Here is a 17,001-nt window from a genome sequence, read left to right on the forward strand (position 1 = left end):
ATTGAAATAAGAATCGAAAAGTCGGCATACTAGCTATGAGAAAAATGCATGGCTAAAAAGGATGTTTAAATGATGCGGATGCCTTCGACCCGAGAGTTGCAAGCGTTTCTTGTAACGGCAGAGCACCTAAATTTCACCGTGGCGGCAAAACACCTGAATGTGACGCAGGGAGCCGTCAGCCGTCAGATTCTGACGTTGGAAGATCAACTGAAGGTCAAGCTGTTTCACCGGCACGCGCGCGGGTTGAGTTTGACGCGTAAAGGTAATGAGTTTCTGCCTTTGGTGCAGCAGGTAATGATGCAATTGCAAAAAGCGGTGGAGCAGGTCGCCAATGAAAAGTTAAAAATCAAACTGAAGGCACCCAGCTGCGTCACGTCATGGTTGTTGCCAAAGTTAATGTCATTCCAGCAGGCTCACCCGGATATTGATGTGGAACTGACCTCAGCCATTATGCACAGTGTGAATTTTTCGACAGAACCATTTGATGCCGCTATCTGTTATGCAGATCGGGCACCGGGTCGGGAAGGGAAAAACTATTTGCTGTTTGAAGAAGTACTGGCTCCGGTTTGCTCCCCGGTGCTGCTGCAGGAAACCGTAGCGTCAGGTGCGCTATCGCTTACATCGTCTACCCCTACACCTCAGCCCCTGCAACTTGATATTGATGGGCTTACCCAGTTTACCTGGCTGCATGCTACCCCGCAGCAGACTGACTGGCAATTGTGGTTGGAACAGGCCAACGTTACCGGGCGCTTTGCGACTCAGAACCAGCACTTTGCGACGCTGGATTTGGCGGTTAGTGCAGCCATTCAGGGGTTCGGCATTGCAATTGGTGATGTTGAGCTGGCCAGGCAGGATCTGGCGGCAGGACGATTGGTCAGGCCCCATCCTCTGAGTGTGCCTTCGGGGAAGGGATACTACCTGGTGCGTCCTGGCCAGAGCAGTAATCCCTCACTCGATTTATTGTTTGACTGGTTACTGGCCGGCCGCTGAACGCAGGAAATCCAGGCGTTGCTGCTCTTCGGCACTCGGTTGATAGGGAGCCTGCTTCAACAAACGGGTATTGAAGGTACCTAACGGCCAGATTGCCTGACGACTGATTCCGTATTGCGCTTTTTCCCCGGGAAAGCCCGACATCTTTTCAACCTGCATGGTGCGCAGCTCCAATGTATCGTTGTGACCGTTCAAGACACTGTAGTGTGCTTTCAGTGTCAGAGATTGTTTTCCTTCTCCCAATCTCTGTTTCTCGGTCAGCACTGCGATGGGTTGACCACTTTGGGTGAACAAATTGGCACGAATGCGATAGATACCGCTTTGTTCGACCTGAATCTGGACCGGAATGGCTATATCGGAACCGGCTGAGGAAGGTGCTTCAACCTGGGTGATTTCAGCGACTGGCTGGTAATAGTGAAAATCTGCCGTTAACACATCAGTGCCAGAGGTAAAATCAATGGTTGCTTTGACCCTTATTTCCTGCGGCCAGTCTGTTTTACCTGGTAATTCAAGGGATGCTTCGTTAACCCGTTGCTTGAAAAGGATGTGGTGAGTTTCAACATCCAGCAGCTCAATGGTCATGGCCTCCACAGGTAAGGTTCCTGAGACTGAAATAGTGATCGGCTCCGGGTAAATAAAGCGATATTTTTCAAGGCTCAATGCCGCTTGGGCGTCGCCATCCAGTACCGGCAGACTGACAGTGCTGTAGCGTTCGGGCTCAAGCCATTGGGTATCGTGCGGATTTAAAGGCTGAGAGTAAGAGGGGTAGCTAAGCGCATCAGCATAGGCGCTGGATAAGATAGCAAACTGTTCGGTCATAGACTCTGTCATCACATCGTCTGTTACTGCTTCAGAAATGGCCTCTGCTATCGCCGGTTGCTTAGGTGCGCCTTCATTATCCTGACGTGTTTGATTGATATGGGCCGGTTTTTCGTTCAAAGACGTGTTATTACCCAGAGAAGGCGAGTGTTCGGAAGAAGCAACGGTTGCGGATGAAGCCGAAGCGGAAGATTGGCTCGCCAGTTTGTCCTGAACCAACAGCATGCCTGCACCGACAGCCACGCCGGTAAGAAGAATAAGAGGTTTCTTTTTCATAGTTTTCGATGTCCAGCCCTTGGTGAAGGGCTTTGAAAAAACACTTCTGGTGAATGGCGCAAGGTAAAGCGACCGGTAAAAGTGTCACATAAAAGCGAGGGGAGAACAGCATTAGGCAAACGGATTTTATAATTTGTTAACTGTTTCCGATGAAAAATACTGCAGGCTCACCGTACCACTGAAGTTATGTCCGAAAGCTAAATTTTTAGCCGCTTGCATACAGACACGAACAAAGGCTTTGGTCGTAACCAAAGCCTTTGAGATCAGCTCTATCAGCAGAAATTACAAATAGGAATGTGCAATTTCTGATATCGATTGCGACTCAGAACCGTTGACGTAGCGATAGTAACTGCCATTGAGCCAGTACCATTCATCGCTGGTTTCCGGTTTTATCGCCTGACCACTTAGCATGGTGACACTGTCTGTTGCCGTGGTCACCTGACCTTGGTGGGCCTGTTGAATCAGGCTGCTGTGACTGTAGTCCGAGCCCATCAGCAGAGGGTAATGGAAGGGCATGAACTGGCTGACGCCACCGGATTGCGCGGTCAGCTTGCCGTTAAATGCCACTTTTACCGAGCAACTGCTGTAGTCTCCCGCGACACTGGCCCCGCAGGATGAATGGCTGGCGACGACCCCGTCATCGTTGCCTGGCAAAAAGCCGGAGGTCGTTCCCAGGTAGTCAGAACTGTCACCGGCGAAACGGATGCGGGGTACGCGGCTGTCTGGCAAAGCCGCCAGTTGGCGGGCATTGGCAACACGCAAATCGTTGAGCACGCCGGTATTGTCTTTGGTCGGCGTTTCTCCCAGCCACATGGCAATGGCTGACTTCATTAAACTGTTCCAGGTCCCGCTGCCTTCGGCAATATTAACGGCTAAATCGCCCAATTCGGAACCACCGCCAGCACCGGCAAAGTCAAACGTTGCGACAATATTCAGTGGCTGCAGTCCTGCATTTTCCAGCCAGTTAGCTTGATTATCCAGCAGGTATCGGGCAACCAAATCCCCGGTGGAGTGCGTCACTAATACGCAACCCGGCTGGCAGGTACCGTTCTGGGACAGTTCCTTCAGCTTTGGCCAGAGATAATCGGTGGATATTTTATCGGCAATGCGCTCGTGTGACGGCCAGTCAATTCGGGCATCAGCCTGACTGAGCCAATAGTTTTGCCAGTAAGCGGCGCCATCCTGAGTTACCGTTGTGGCATCAGGTTTCGATTGCAGTTGCCCCGGTTGGAAGCCGTGAATAAGCACAACGGCGTAATCCCCGACGTTTGCGTGTACTGCTCCAGACGCCAGAGCAGAGGTAACGAGAAGTGAAATAGCTATCTTTTTCATAATTGATTCTGATTATTGTTGTTGGTTTATTGTCATGGGTTATGTATTTCCGGGTACCGGTTTTGCTCGATACCGGTCATACCATTAACTCATGGTTATGGGTGGTGCATTCGCGAGGCAACGTAACAGGTGAACCTCGTCATGATTGCTGTATGACCACATTCCTTGCCAGTCAGCAATATGCAGTTGGCACAGCCAAACATCTGAAAGTCATCCTATTTTGCGAACGTGACAACCTCGCGAACCTTATTAAAGAAATCACGTAATGGCAAAAAAACGCTATTTGGTGTTGAGATCTGGGCACATCATCACACTTGTTCTGAACGAAATGCGACCAAAGTGATTAATCAGTTAATGGCCAAGGCAATAGCGGTCGAAGAATTCATTTTGATGAGGAAGACCAAGCGATGATGTCTGCCGCTGACATTGCTGATGAGCGTCGCTGTAACGATGTGCTGATGGATTTCCACGGGTTTCATGCGATGTTGAAACCCGTGGGGAGACGAGTCGTGTATAACCGTACGGGAGGTTTTACCCAGAAAGTCTGAGCTGCAAGTTTATTGATAAGTCAGCCACACAGACAGCATCATTTTGAGGGCCAGCAGGCTGAGAATGATTTTTATCAGCAGCAGGACATGTTGGTTCTGGCTGCGGTGGCGTACCCGTGTGCCCAGCCAGGAGCCAAGAATGGCGCAAAGTACTAAGGTGGTCAGCAAGGGCCATTGCGACAGGTAATTAAAGCCCACTAAGCCAAACAGAATCAGCTTTAGTCCGTGGGCAATGGTCATCATCATGGCGGTGGTGGCCACAAGGTGGTTCTTATCGGACAGTTTCTTCATCATCATAGGATGAAAGAGGGGACCCGGCGCACCGACCAACAGTGACAGGCCGCTCAGAATAAACCCGGCCAAAAACATGGATTCAAATCGGCTCACCCATCGCATAAATCCCTGATGCCAGATGTTCATCAATATATAGCTGCCAATAAACAAGGGAAGGTATTCGGTTGCCAGACTAACGGCAGTCAATCCGACGAGAAGAGTACCGGTTATTGCACCTATGAGGTACGACGGAAGCAGTGACCAGCACACCTCGCGCCAGGAAAACATCGCCCGGCTGATGTTGCTGACCATTTGTGTGGCACCGTGTACCGGAATAATGGCAGCAGCCGGCAGGTAGAATGGCATGATCGCGATTAGCAGCATGCCTCCGCCAAATCCTAATACCGCGGCCACGACAGAGGTCATGATGGTGAACGTGCCTAAACTGAGCAGGTCAGTGACAGAAAGGGCAAAATCAGCCAGCATGTGATCTCCGGGGCTTTCATTGAAATTGAAGTGGACAGCCTTACAACGGTTTGAACAGACTGAAATGTGAACAGTGAAGTCTAAATTCACATACACCTGGAAACGTGTCAATGTGACGTGCTTGTTATTTTTTCTGTGAAAGTAAGCGTTGCTGCAGGAGATAGAACAATAAATATTTGTATCACTTAAAGTGATTGGAAATCATTTCCATTAACATATAGCGATTTAATGCTGTTGGTGACTTGGAAGGTGCCGATTACGCAATAAGATATATTTTGTAACAAATATATTGATAACAATTCATTTTATTTTGCATGGTGTTTGTTTTTTGCTCATCGTCTGTTTGATAGACAGTGATTATTGAAACCCACTCAATATATGGAAGAAGAATTACAGAACGTGATAATTTTCTCTAAAAATTATTAATAATTTATTTAATTGGAATTTATCTTTTCAAATAATTGACGTCGTATGATGTTTACAGAATGATGTTCTATGGCTGAAGTATGCTTTATGTGCATGATACGCTTTGCAATTTTATTAGCCTAACATATAATTTTCGTTAATGAATACTTGAGATTATGTATCGCTGCACGTTTGCACAACGCATTTCTTACGTTCTTTTCACTTACAAATCATATTGATATTTAAATTAAACCACCTAAACAAGTAGAGACTTGGGTGGGAATATCTATCTTCAATCAACGCCGACCAGAGAAGCATTCACCTACATTGATTTAAATAAACCGTGGGAAACAATATGAGTTACCCCCTAATGGGTATTTCTGATAAGCAACGTTAATTCAGGATACAGTCAGCCAGAGACATCAGGATGAATAGATTTTTTATTTTATTTCTTATCTCCCTCAGCAGTTTTGTCAGTAATGCTTCCGTTTTTCCGACACCGAAAATGGATGTGATTTTGTCGGTGAGCGGTGCCATTCATCACACGAATCTGAACCGCGCTGCGCAGTTTGATCGTGAGATGCTGGAACAGTTTCCGCAGACCCAGGTAGTCACATTGACGCCCTGGACGGATACCCTGCATCGGTACGATGGCGTATTACTGACCGATCTGCTGGATCAGTTGCAGGCCGAAGGGCACAGGGTTGTGGCAAAAGGGCTGAACGGTTATCAGGCCGAGTTGAACATGGAGGTCCTGGGCAAATACCCGGTCATTATTGCCATTAAAACCGATGGTGAGTACATGAGGGTTCGGGATAAAGGCCCGTTATGGCTGATTCTGCCGTTGTCGGATTACCCTGAATTAGATACGACGCTGTTCCATGAAGATATGGTCTGGCAACTACACGAGCTGGTTGTGTATTGATGTATAAGATAAAGATACTGCTGTTGTCGATGACGGTTGCCATTTTTGCAATCAGTTCTGTGGTCAGCTCTCTGCGCCATCACCATGTCACGGAACTGATCACCGGTTCAATGAAAGCGGTCAATTGGGCGGTGTCGGAACTGGATCGTGAACTCTACCAGTTTATGCACTCGTTGCAGCTGGTTGCGCTGGATTTTGAAGGTGCTGCGGACGTTCAGCTTCGCTTTGACATTCTTTGGAGTCGGATTGATGTACTGGCGGTTGGTGAAGAAAACCGGATGTTCCGAGAACGCCACGGTGCGGTCGAGCTGCTGGAGAACCTAAAACATGAGCTGGAACGGTTTGAACCTGAGGTATTTGCACTAACCGGTGGTGACCCGGCAGCGGAAAGGCTGATGCGTGAGTTTGCTCCGATTCAGAAACAGGTGCGGGAATTTTATGTTAACAATTTTTCAATCAAGTCGACTCGTGACAACCTGACCCGTATCTTTGATGCCCATACAGGAGAAGACTACTACTTATACGGTTTGTTATTGAGTGGTGCAATGCTGATTTTGTTGGTGATTCGGGAAAGCCGGATTAATCGGCGTCAGGCGTTTCGTGACCCTCTGACCGGATTGCCAAACCGTGCCTGTTTCAACGGGTGTCTGCAAGACGCCATCATATCGCTGGAGCCGGGGAAAAATCAGCAAATGGCCCTCTATACCCTGGATCTGGATAACTTTAAGGGCGTGAATGACTACCTTGGGCACGGTGCGGGAGACATCTTTTTAAAAGAAGTGGCCAGACGGCTGTCAGAATTACCTGCACGATGTAAAGTTGCCCGCTTGGGGGGCGATGAGTTTGTCATTCTTCAGCCTGCCGTGCAGGGAAGGGGCGAGTGCCTGCAGCTTATTGAACGAATCAAACAACAGTTTGACGATGAAATTGAGGTTGACGGGCACCGCCAGTTAGCCCAGATGAGCATCGGTATCAGCCTTTATCCGCAAGATGCGGCTGAGGCAGAGCAGTTGATGAGCCATGCAGATACTGCGATGTATACTGCGAAGAAGACCCGCGGAACCTCATACTGCTTTTTTGAGCCGTATATGAATGAGAAGGCCATTCGCCAGCGGGTGCTGACAGATGCGTTAAGCCAGGCGCTGATGCGTGGTGAGGTGAGGCAGGTTTATCAGCCGATTGTGTGCCTGCAAACCCGGGACATCAAGCTGGTTGAGTCACTGGTTCGTTGGCATCATGACATTTACGGCGATATTTCCCCGGCAGAAGTGATCGATATCGCAGAGAAATCCGGGTTGGCGCAAACGCTGAATGAGTGGGCGCTGGAACAGGCTTGCCAGCAGAATGTTCGCTGGCGACAGGCCGGGCTCCCGGCGATCCGGGTGGCAGTGAACATTTCACCGACCATGTATTCGCATTGTGATCTGGCGGAGATAGTCCAGCGCTTGCTGACTAAAACCGGGATGTCGGCGAACGATCTGGTACTGGAAGTCACTGAAGATACGGCATCGCATGATATTGAAAATTCTGCCAATGTGTTGCCAAAGCTGCGGGAGATGGGGGTAGAGCTGGCGCTGGATGATTTTGGTACCGGGTATTCCTCGCTCAGCCATTTACAGGAAATGCCGTTTCAGATCCTGAAAATTGATAAAAGCTTTATCTGGAAAATTCATCAGTCCGGCTACGATATTCGCTTTATCCGCGCCATTATTACCCTGGCGAAAGGACTGGGTATGCGAGTGGTGGCCGAAGGCATTGAACAGCAGGCGCAATACGCTGAAATGTTTGCTGAAGGCTGTGATTACGGTCAGGGCTTTTTGTTCAGCAGGCCAGTATCCGGCGAGGAAATGGTAGTAAAGCTGAGTCATATGCAGCAGCAACGGGTGGGCTCATCCTCGTTGTCCGCCTCGGAACGTTTGGCGGAAACACTGCTGACATCTGTCTAGTAGGCTATGTGGCTGAAGCACACTTTTTTAACAAGCTAAGCGTTAGCGATGACGTTTAACGAAGACATCCCCAAGGCCTCAGTTGAGGCCTTGTTCATCTATAACGGCAGAAACCGGACGTTTGAACAGTTGCTCAGGGATGACAGACAGCCATCCATGACTGCGTGCGTACTCAATCAGAGAGGCGCGGTTAGTAACGCCATAATCAGCAAACTTGGTGATCAAGTTGGCGATTTGCTTTTCCACCGCCTTCGGAGTGCGATGGATCAATTGTGCAATTTGTTTAGTCTGGCGTCCCCTTAACAGCCAGAAGAGCACGATTTCCTGGGATGAGGTTAACTGTACATCCTGTGGCGTCAGGGTACAGAGTGAGGCGTTTGTTTTATCAAGAGCAAACACTTCGGCAAACGTTGCCAGATTTACCCACTTTTTCAGGTTTATGGCATTGAACTGGATCCCCCATGTCTCACCATTAATCACTATCGGACGTTTCTCGAACGTGTAGGCATCAAAGCCATGCGCGTAGTGATGGATGTCAATTGTGGTGATTGTCTTGTTTTGTGCCATTGCCTGTCTGTCTTGTTGGACAAACACGGGCGCAAATTGAGCCGTATCACATGGTAGATCACCGTCTGTCAGCCCTTCGATGTTATCCGGTGCGTTGACCAGAGTGCGGTATGCCTGGTTAGCGTACGCAAACACGCCGTCTTTTGACTTCAGCCCTGCTGGCGTTGGGGTGTTTTCTAGCATGTGAATAAGGACAGATAAATATGTATTCTGATCGATTTTCACAGGCTTATTTTAGCAATTTGTAATTTAAAAAAAGTAGGGGAATTTCCCACTTTTGTTGGGGAAATTCCCCCGAGAGTTGCAGTTTTGATGACTTTGTGACCTTTTTGCGGTTTTAGTTGCATAATTTTGCGTAGCTGGTAGAGCCAGTAATAAAAAACAAATCTATTCAAATGCAGTCTGTTATTATTAGATGTGAGAATGAATACAAAGATAATGACAAAGTCGTAAACACAATATGCTTAAAAAACTTCTCTGCCTGTTGTACTTTCCTGCTGTAGTTCTGGCGAGCCCGAGCGAGTATGCAGAAAAGTTAGCCAAGGATGTGTATCAGTCTGCAAGATTGCAGGGGGTACTGGACTATAGCCTGCTTGAAGAAGGTGTTGACGCCTATCTCAGCCATGGCTCCGGCGCTAATCACCATCTGGTGCTCATCGATTTTAACCGTCCATCCTATCAGCGTCGTTTTTACGTGATAGACCTCTTGGAAAAAAAACTGAAGTATCATACTTTCACCACCCACGGTATTGAAAGTGGTGGCGCTTTCGCGACCAAGTTTTCCAACACGGTCAATTCTCGGCAAACCTCATTGGGCGTGTATAAGACCGCAGAAACCTATTACGGTAAATATGGTTACTCCTTGCGCCTGGACGGTTTGTCGGAAGGGGTGAACGATAATGCTCGTCGACGTCATATCGTGATCCACGGGGCCAATTATGCATCGCCGGACTTTCTGAAAAATAACAATTTTATTGGTTGGAGTTGGGGCTGCCCGGCACTGCCACCGGAAAAAAACCGTGAGATTATCGATGTGATTAAAGGTGGCAGCATTATTCTGGCCTCCCGCTACACTCAGGGACGGCAACTTCCGTTGGCGACAGCTAAACTGGACGCTACTCATTTAGCGGGTAATAAGCCCAACGAACACCAGTCTCAGCTGGCGGCTCAACCGGTGTCGGCCGGGGAAATGCTAGCGCGGGTTGAGCCTGATAGCTTGTAGCGAGCCATGCATTGAATATGCAGTAAGTTGATATTTCGGTGGGGTTGAAACGGCTCCGGATAAAAAACGCCCGAGGCTGATACAGCCTCGGGCGTTTTCATTGAGGTACAGGAGCGTGTTTTTCAGGCACCTAGAGTCCCAGCAAACTGGCGTTTAACCTGTTTCTGTCAGAGTGCGGCTTCCAGAATCGCTCGGCTGTCGTTCAGAGTGATGTTGCCGTGTTCACCCAGTGCTGTCATACCGTGGCTTTCAAGGCTGCTCATCAGCACATCAATATCGCTCTCGCCCAGTTTCACGTCGGCAAGACGAGTTGGCACCTGCATTTCTTTGAAGAAAGCAATGGTTCGCTCAATGGCCGCGTCGATGCGTTCATCAACAGAACCTTCACGGATACCGAAGATACGCTCAGCATATTGCAGCAGTTTTGCTTCTTTGTCGGCACGGCGTTCTTTCATGACCGCAGGCAGCACGATGCTGAGGGTACGGGCATGGTCGATACCATAGTTACCGGTGAGTTCATGGCCAATCATGTGAGTTGCCCAGTCGTGAGGCACCCCCACGCCAATCAGACCGTTTAATGCCTGAGTGGCGGTCCACATGATGTTGGCGCGCACATCCAGATCATCCGGGGTAGCCAGTGCTTTCGGGCCTTCTTCAATCAGATTGAGCAGCAGGCCTTCTGCAAAACGATCCTGTACTTTGGCATTCACCGGGAACGTCAGGTACTGCTCCATGACGTGGACAAAGGCATCGACAACGCCGTTGGCAACCTGGCGCGGAGACAGGCTCAGCGTGGTGGTTGGATCAAGTACCGCAAACAGTGGCTGGACTTTGTCAGTCATGAAAGCCAGTTTGTCTTTACCGCGTGAAACCACTGCACCTTTGTTGCTCTCTGAGCCTGTGGCAGGCAGGGTAAGTACGCAACCCAGTGGCAGCGCAGCTTCTACCGTATGCTGCTTGGCCAGAATGTGCCACGGATCTTCACCTTCATAGCAGGCTGCCGCAGCGATGAACTTGGTACCGTCAATCACAGATCCTCCGCCAACGGCCAGCAGGTAGTCGAATTTCTCATTGCGGATTTTCTCTACTGCTTTCATCAGGGTGTCATATTGCGGGTTAGGCTCAACACCGGCAAATTCAGCCCATTCATGGCTAGCAAGTGCTGCGCTGACTTGTTCGTACACGCCATTCTTCTTGATGGAGCCACCACCATAAATCACCAGTACCTTCTTGTCTTTCGGAATGTCATTGGCGATAGCGGCGATTTGGCCTTCACCAAAATGGATGCGAGTTGGGTTCTGGTAGGTGAATTTTTGCATGATACGTCTCCAGGGTAGTGACTGCCTCACTGATAAGGCGAGTGAGGCCTGTTTTAGTACGCCAACAAGTTTACGCCAGTTAAGACTGAAAGGTGATGCTCGATCCTGTTTAATGCTTGCCTATTTCTCTCAAAATAAGTGAGGCGTGTTTGTCAGAAAATACTTGTGGTTTGCCAGATTTCATATTGTCTTGGTTAGGGTCCTGCTTTGTGAGTCACTCAGTCATTTACCTTGTTTTCCGCCCCAACCCTGCCTAAGATGGCGGTGAAACTCAGGTTCAGAGAAAGCATCCAATTTGGGAATACCACGATGAAAAAGTGTCAGGAAAAAGGTGAACAGCTTTGCCATTACTATGGTTTGAGCCATCAGGCCGGAATTGTTGAGACCGAGGTTCCTGGCGTTCGCCTGTTCAGAATCAACAAATACCACAAAGTGACACCTCAGATGTATCAGCAAGGGGTTGTCGTGATCTTACAGGGGAATAAGATTGGTCATCTCAACGATTATCGTTTTGAGTACGATACCGAACATTGCCTGATTGTGGCAACGCCATACCCTATCGCCTGTGAAACTTTTGCATCTGAAGACGCGCCGTTGATTGGCATTGATATTGATTTCGATCGAACCCTATTGCAGGAGCTGGTGGATAGCGTCGAACAGCATGACGATGGTACGCTGTGTTGGCGTGAAGAGTCTGGCCGTGGGGTCGCTGTAACGCCAATCACGTCGGGAATTGAAGACAGTGTCTGTCGACTGCTCAGTTGCCTGGATAAACCGTTGGATGCCAAAGTCCTTGGGCGCCAGTTACTGCGAGAGTTTTATTTTCAGTTACTGAAAAGTGAGCAGGGATACCTGCTGTCACAATATTGTAAGCAGGACAGTGCTCTGTCGAAAGTCTCGCGGGTGATTAACCATGTTCAGGTTCACTTCGATCAGAAATTGTCGATTGAAGAGTTGGCGGAAATGGCAGGGATGAGCGTTTCAGCATTTCACCGAACCTTCAAGCAAGTGGTGACCGATCCACCGTTACAGTACATCAAGAAAATTCGCCTGAACAAAGCAAAAACTCTGATGATTCAGGAAGGGATGCCCGCTAATGTGGCCGCGATAAAAGTCGGTTATGAAAGTCCAACCCAGTTTAGTCGGGAGTTCAAGCGGTATTTTGGCTTGCCGCCGAGCAAGGCGGGACAACTGGCGCTGGCCTGAGGAGTGGGCTCGCTAATGCTGCGCGGTGGCTTTGATCGAAAGCGGTCATTTTGCCTTTTGAGCATCAGATGTCTTGCGCAACGTTTGGTATACCGTTTCGTATGATTCATAAAAGTGGTGGCGAAAAAAATGTGCCGTTCAGCGTGCATTCAGATTAAAAACGATGTTTTATATTTTAAGTTGTGGTTAAGGTTGCAGGTGTAAGGTGTTTAACGAAGACAAACTTTACACACAATTTTTTTTCAACAGGTCGGTCAGGTGTGACCGGGCTGAGTGGAAGAGATAGGAGCAAAAAAGATGAAAAAAATCACTGCAATCTCAACACTGGCACTGGCTGTAATGGCTGCTTCTCCTGCATTTGCTGCTGACACTGAATGGTTTGTTGGTGGCGGTGTTGGTTACCAGAACGACAACGTAAAAGGTCAGTACGAACAAAACGGCGAAGATGCGACTTACCAACTGCGTGGTGGTGCCATCATCAACGATCACCACCGTCTGATGGGTACTTACAGCTATATGGATAAGTCAGAGCAAAACATGTTCTTGGCTTCATACGATTACCTACTGCCAGTTCATCAGAAAGTGAACCTGTTTGCGGGTGTATCTGCCGGTTTTGCTGACAGCGAAATTAACAACGACAGCTCATCTGACTTTGTATGGGGCGGCCAGGTAGGTGCGATGTACAAAATCACCGACAACTGGTCAACAGATCTGACTTACCGTTACCTGGATCAGGATTACAAAGAGAACAACACCAAGATCGACTACTCCCAGCAAGTTGTCTGGTCTGTGGACTACCACTTCTAATCCCATCCCGGATATGAAGACAGGGGAAGCATTGGCTTCCCCTTTTTTGTGGCTTTTGCTTACCACGAATACCTGCTATAACTGATTGTAATCAAATAAATATCAGGAGTTAAACGGATGCGGTTGGGTAAAGCTGTACAGGTGATGGTTTTTCTGTCTGGTTTGGCAGGTTCAGGTATGGCCGGCGCAACCAGTCTGGAAGGCGGCACCTGGCGTTGCCTGCGCCCTGATACGCCTGACAATATCCGGGAATGGACAACGTATCATTTCAATCACGACGGCACGATCCACTCTCAGGAGTGGGTGCAAACCCGCCAGGGTGATGAGATCGCGCTGGATTTTACCATGACGGTGGATTATCAACTGTCTCACAACGGTAAGCAGTATGTGCTGAAACCGGTTTTGTTACAACGTAACATCAAGGTGGACCGCGACAACCTCAACCCTTTTGACGCGGATGCACTACGTGATTTACTGGGATACCGAATTTTCTTTGAACCTGAATTCGGGGATGAAAATCACGCACGCTTTGAAATGCGCCACCATATCACGCCTAACCAGCGGTTTATCCTCCACTGTAGCCGCCAAATCTGAGTGGGTTAGCCTCATCTGAAGAATGTGCAGCCTTTGATTTTGGTCGCGTTCATTTTCTGATTTAACCAAAAGTCAGTCGCTGCCCAATATCTAAATCTAAATCTAAATCTAAACCTAAACCTAAACCTAAACCTAAACCTAAACCTCAAATCCTACTCTTAAAGGGGCATGAAACCATGCCTTGGTTGGGTTTTCTGTGTCCAGTTCCTTGCACCTCATTTCTTCTGGCAACGACAGCGCAGAGAGTGATGCAGGCGAGAGGCTTCAGTGGCGCATCCGCTCCAGCAATTTTTCTTTGTACTGGGTTGGTGTCTCTCGCCGCTGACGTTGAAACGCCTTGCTGAAACTTTGCACGTTCGAGTAGCCCAGTTTGGCTGCAATTTCTGCAATGGGGATATCCGCCTGCATATACTGTATAGCCTGATTACACAGCACATAGCTGGTAATTGACGTGAAGTTCCAGCCATAAAGACGCAAACGTCGCTGAAATTGCTGAGGTGACAGCGAGAATTTTCCGGCCACGGTATCCAGTGACGGAAAACCGAAACAGCGCGAATAATTGATCATTTCATAGACCGTTTTTGCGGCATCGTGGGGCTGGGGCATATTGAGAAATTCATCCAGCTCCAGGTTAGACAGCATCATCGGGCGCTGGCTCTGATACAAATGCTGATTACTCTGCTCCAGCACAGAAACATACAGCCAGACTTTGGTTTTAGGGGCATTCCAGCGAATGTCGCAACCGAAAAATGCCCGCAGTGCTTTCTCACCACAGGGAGGACCAGAGATCTCGACATTGAGGGGTTGGTAATTATGACCCAGAAAGTCGCGCAGGGTATTGGTGAACATGATTGCCATGCGCAGGCTGTCATGCAGCCGTCCTCGACCGTGCGAAAAATGGTTGTCGTAGCACCATTTGATGAACTTCCCGGACTGTTCGCCGTAAAACGTCGCTCCGGCCTGCAGACAGCTGGTACCGTAATTGATTCGGCGAAATGATAAGGCCAATTCCGGTGAGGATAAAAACCACTCGCCGAGTCTATCCATCTCTCTAAACGTCAAATCTTCAGCCAGCTTGACCATAAACGCCGGGTCACCGGTTTGTCTTTCCATGTTTTCTAACCAGCGATTGATATCGGAGAACGGAATTAACCGCATCGGTTCACGATACAGGACTTCTGGGATATCCAGTTGAGCCGGCGACAGACTGTAATGGCGGTTCAGTGCTTTCAGTAACGGCTGAAGAAAAATGGCCCGGGTAAAGGCAGCATTGAACAGGGGAGGGGACACAGACATGGTTTGAGTCTTCAGGGCTGATTGGCATGGTTAGATTATTTCATAGATCTGCTTAATTTGAATGAATCTGTCCGTATTTATTACAGCAGCCCACCTGATCTCACAAAATCACCTGCATAAAAACAATGTATTACATCTGACTTTTTGGTTCAGAACAGGAGAAGAAATGAGTCTCGTCAGCATGCCATTTGTTGATACCGGGGTGGATACTACCCTGCATATCGTGGCGGGCGTGGTACTGGTAGGTGCCATTGTTGCCGCTGCATACGGATTTTGGCGCATTCATGAATTACCTATTCAGAAAGCCCACAAAAAAGAGCATCGCCAGCTAGGGCTGATTACAGCCCTGACCTGGATTGGATTTATCTGGCACTGGGTGTGGGTGATGGCGGTGATCATTGCGTTTGTCGATGGTGAAGCGGCGCTGCGCCGGATCCGTGATATCTGGTTCGGTCGCGATGAAGAAGCGGCGAAGCACCCGGTAAAGAGTGATGCGTTGTCAGCAACGGCGGCACATGCACCACACTCTTCGCGTCAGGTGGCGGCGGGAGAAAACGTGTCGACGGAGGCTGATCATGCTTGAAGGATTAGCGGTATGGGCGCTGTTTATTTACCTGTTACGTATGGTCGGCATGCCATGGAACAAATACACCCAGTCATTCGCCTATCTTGGTGGTGGCGGCTGGCTGATTTTTGTCTGGATCGGACTGATTACGTTTGCGCCGATGGACATGTCTGGCGGGTCGGTCGTGCAGTCGCCGTTTATTCAGCTTCGACCAGCCTCCAAAGATATTCGTGGTCATGTGGACCAGATTCTGGTGAAGCCAAATGAGAAAGTGAAGCAAGGGCAGTTGATTTATACCCTAAATAGCGAACCGTACCAGATTGCGCTGAACAAGGCGGAAGCCAAACTGGCGTCGACAGCAGCGACCCTGTCGATTGCTCGTGAGGATGTCCGCATCGCCCATGAGAATAAACTGGCCGCTGAGGAAGACATCGAGATTGCGGAAAACCAGCTCATTGCGGCGAAAGAAGATTTGACGTGGAAACAGACGACGCTACAGCGTTATGTCGAGCAGAACCGTATTGTGCAGCATACCATCACTGAAACTCAGCTAGATGAACAGCGCACGGCCGTTAATGTTGCCAAGGCTGAGCAGGTAACACTGGTCTCCAAAGTTGAGCAAGCGAAGCTGGCAGCGAACCGCGCGACGCTGGCTTGGGAGAAAGCCCAACTGGAAGTCAGCAGCCGGGAAGCGGCTTTGGCAGAAAAGCAGGAATTGGTCGCACAGGCTGAATGGAATCTGGACCATACCCGTATATATGCGCCCGCCGATGGTTATTTGACCAACTTCATCATGCGTGAAGGGCAATATGTTGGTGTGATTCCGCGTATTCAAATGTATACCAACGAAAAATACGTGTTGATGCGGGTAAATCATCAGGCGATTCGCAATGTGAAAGTGGGTCAGCGAGCTGAGTTTGCGTCTGCGGTGTATCCCGGCACTATTTTTAATGCGCAAGTGGAAGGCATTATCGAAGCAACCGGCGAAAGTCAGGGCAACCTGATTGGACGGGATGAATATGTGCGTATGACAACGGGTCAAAATGCTATGAACAAGCACCATTTTGTTCGTCTGAAGCTGGAAGAATCTGCGGGGTATGACATTCCGGTCGGCTCAGCTGGTATCGCATGGATCAGTGCTGAAAAGCCTAACAGTTTCCTGCAGTTTCTGGATGTGCTGCGTGGCATCATCATTCGTATGAAATCTCAGATCTTCTATATCTGGTCCATGTAATCCTGAGGCAGTGGATAATAGACAAACGGATAAAAAGAAAATGTGAGAGAAGAAACCGAGTAGGACTTGGATAGACGCACGCCTTAGCCGCAATCCCGGCTAAGGCCACAAGCGCAGCCAAGTCTGAAAAACACTATTCAACGATTTCTACGTTCATGCTGACCGTAGTTTGCTGCAACCCTTGAGGCTGG

The 17,001-nt window shown here is 48.9% G+C and carries 15 protein-coding genes and 1 pseudogene; 10 read left to right on the top strand and 6 right to left on the bottom strand.

What is annotated here, in order from left to right; translation table 11 throughout:
- The first annotated feature begins 72 nt into the window (after positions 1-72).
- Positions 73-990: a LysR family transcriptional regulator gene (locus tag FH974_RS16765; protein WP_422894371.1), complete on the top strand. Its 918-nt coding sequence runs from the start codon at positions 73-75 to the stop codon at positions 988-990.
- Here FH974_RS16765 and FH974_RS16770 read toward each other — a convergent pair.
- Together FH974_RS16770 and FH974_RS16775 are read right to left on the bottom strand one after the other, a co-directional pair.
- Positions 973-2,085, bottom strand: a complete 1,113-nt coding sequence (locus FH974_RS16770; protein WP_053061949.1) for a hypothetical protein — start codon at positions 2,083-2,085, stop codon at positions 973-975. The genes FH974_RS16765 and FH974_RS16770 overlap by 18 nt on opposite strands.
- 282 nt (positions 2,086-2,367) lie before the next feature.
- On the bottom strand, positions 2,368-3,417 hold the full coding sequence (locus FH974_RS16775) for a hypothetical protein (RefSeq protein ID WP_047887702.1): 1,050 nt from the start codon (positions 3,415-3,417) through the stop codon (positions 2,368-2,370).
- A gap of 407 nt (positions 3,418-3,824) precedes the next feature.
- On the opposite strand from FH974_RS16775, the gene FH974_RS16780 reads away from it, so the two are divergent.
- Complete coding sequence (locus FH974_RS16780; protein WP_157038334.1) at positions 3,825-3,965, top strand: hypothetical protein; 141 nt, start codon at positions 3,825-3,827, stop codon at positions 3,963-3,965.
- Between the two features lie 9 nt (positions 3,966-3,974).
- On the opposite strand, the gene FH974_RS16785 is transcribed toward FH974_RS16780, so the two are convergent.
- Positions 3,975-4,724 carry a sulfite exporter TauE/SafE family protein gene (locus FH974_RS16785; RefSeq protein WP_207103954.1) on the bottom strand — a complete coding sequence of 250 codons (750 nt, stop codon included), beginning with the start codon at positions 4,722-4,724 and terminating at the stop codon, positions 3,975-3,977.
- 832 nt (positions 4,725-5,556) lie between these two features.
- On the opposite strand from FH974_RS16785, the gene FH974_RS16790 reads away from it, so the two are divergent.
- Positions 5,557-6,054 (top strand): putative pterin-binding protein, encoded by a 498-nt coding sequence (locus FH974_RS16790; RefSeq protein ID WP_047887705.1) that lies wholly within the window; start codon positions 5,557-5,559, stop codon positions 6,052-6,054.
- A complete protein-coding gene (locus FH974_RS16795) occupies positions 6,054-8,000 on the top strand; it encodes a putative bifunctional diguanylate cyclase/phosphodiesterase (RefSeq protein WP_207103955.1) in 1,947 nt (648 codons plus the stop codon). The genes FH974_RS16790 and FH974_RS16795 overlap by 1 nt, the downstream gene beginning before the upstream one ends.
- 78 nt (positions 8,001-8,078) lie before the next feature.
- On the opposite strand, the gene FH974_RS16800 is transcribed toward FH974_RS16795, so the two are convergent.
- Positions 8,079-8,750, bottom strand: a complete 672-nt coding sequence (locus tag FH974_RS16800) for a PAS domain-containing protein (RefSeq protein ID WP_207103956.1) — start codon at positions 8,748-8,750, stop codon at positions 8,079-8,081.
- 277 nt (positions 8,751-9,027) lie between these two features.
- Between FH974_RS16800 and FH974_RS16805 the strand changes: the two are divergent.
- Positions 9,028-9,636, top strand: a pseudogene (locus tag FH974_RS16805) (murein L,D-transpeptidase catalytic domain family protein); the annotation flags it as partial.
- A gap of 320 nt (positions 9,637-9,956) precedes the next feature.
- Here FH974_RS16805 and FH974_RS16810 read toward each other — a convergent pair.
- Positions 9,957-11,108, bottom strand: coding sequence for an iron-containing alcohol dehydrogenase (locus tag FH974_RS16810; RefSeq protein WP_047887707.1), 1,152 nt, complete (start codon positions 11,106-11,108; stop codon positions 9,957-9,959).
- Positions 11,109-11,417: 309 nt separating this feature from the next.
- Between FH974_RS16810 and FH974_RS16815 the strand changes: the two genes are divergently transcribed.
- The 3 genes from FH974_RS16815 (at position 11,418) to FH974_RS16825 (ending at position 13,715) form a co-directional block, all read left to right on the top strand.
- A complete protein-coding gene (locus FH974_RS16815; protein WP_053061952.1) occupies positions 11,418-12,314 on the top strand; it encodes an AraC family transcriptional regulator in 897 nt (298 codons plus the stop codon).
- A gap of 297 nt (positions 12,315-12,611) precedes the next feature.
- Positions 12,612-13,121 carry a porin family protein gene (locus FH974_RS16820; protein WP_047887708.1) on the top strand — a complete coding sequence of 170 codons (510 nt, stop codon included), beginning with the start codon at positions 12,612-12,614 and terminating at the stop codon, positions 13,119-13,121.
- A 117-nt stretch (positions 13,122-13,238) separates the two neighbouring features.
- Entirely contained in the window at positions 13,239-13,715 is a 477-nt protein-coding gene (locus tag FH974_RS16825) for a hypothetical protein (RefSeq protein WP_084712703.1), read from the top strand.
- A 264-nt stretch (positions 13,716-13,979) separates the two neighbouring features.
- Here the strand turns inward: FH974_RS16825 and FH974_RS16830 are convergent, their stop codons facing one another.
- Positions 13,980-15,011, bottom strand: coding sequence for an AraC family transcriptional regulator (locus tag FH974_RS16830; RefSeq protein WP_047887709.1), 1,032 nt, complete (start codon positions 15,009-15,011; stop codon positions 13,980-13,982).
- A 166-nt stretch (positions 15,012-15,177) separates the two neighbouring features.
- Here FH974_RS16830 and FH974_RS16835 point away from each other — a divergent pair, with 166 nt between their 5' ends.
- Together FH974_RS16835 and FH974_RS16840 are read left to right on the top strand one after the other, a co-directional pair.
- Positions 15,178-15,594 (top strand): MFS transporter, encoded by a 417-nt coding sequence (locus FH974_RS16835; RefSeq protein ID WP_242551943.1) that lies wholly within the window; start codon positions 15,178-15,180, stop codon positions 15,592-15,594.
- Entirely contained in the window at positions 15,587-16,810 is a 1,224-nt protein-coding gene (locus FH974_RS16840; RefSeq protein WP_047887710.1) for an HlyD family secretion protein, read from the top strand. Before FH974_RS16835 ends, FH974_RS16840 begins: the two co-directional genes overlap by 8 nt.
- Positions 16,811-17,001: the final 191 nt, after the last annotated feature.

It is taken from the genome of Photobacterium ganghwense (assembly GCF_017329545.1).
GTDB lineage: Bacteria > Pseudomonadota > Gammaproteobacteria > Enterobacterales > Vibrionaceae > Photobacterium > Photobacterium ganghwense.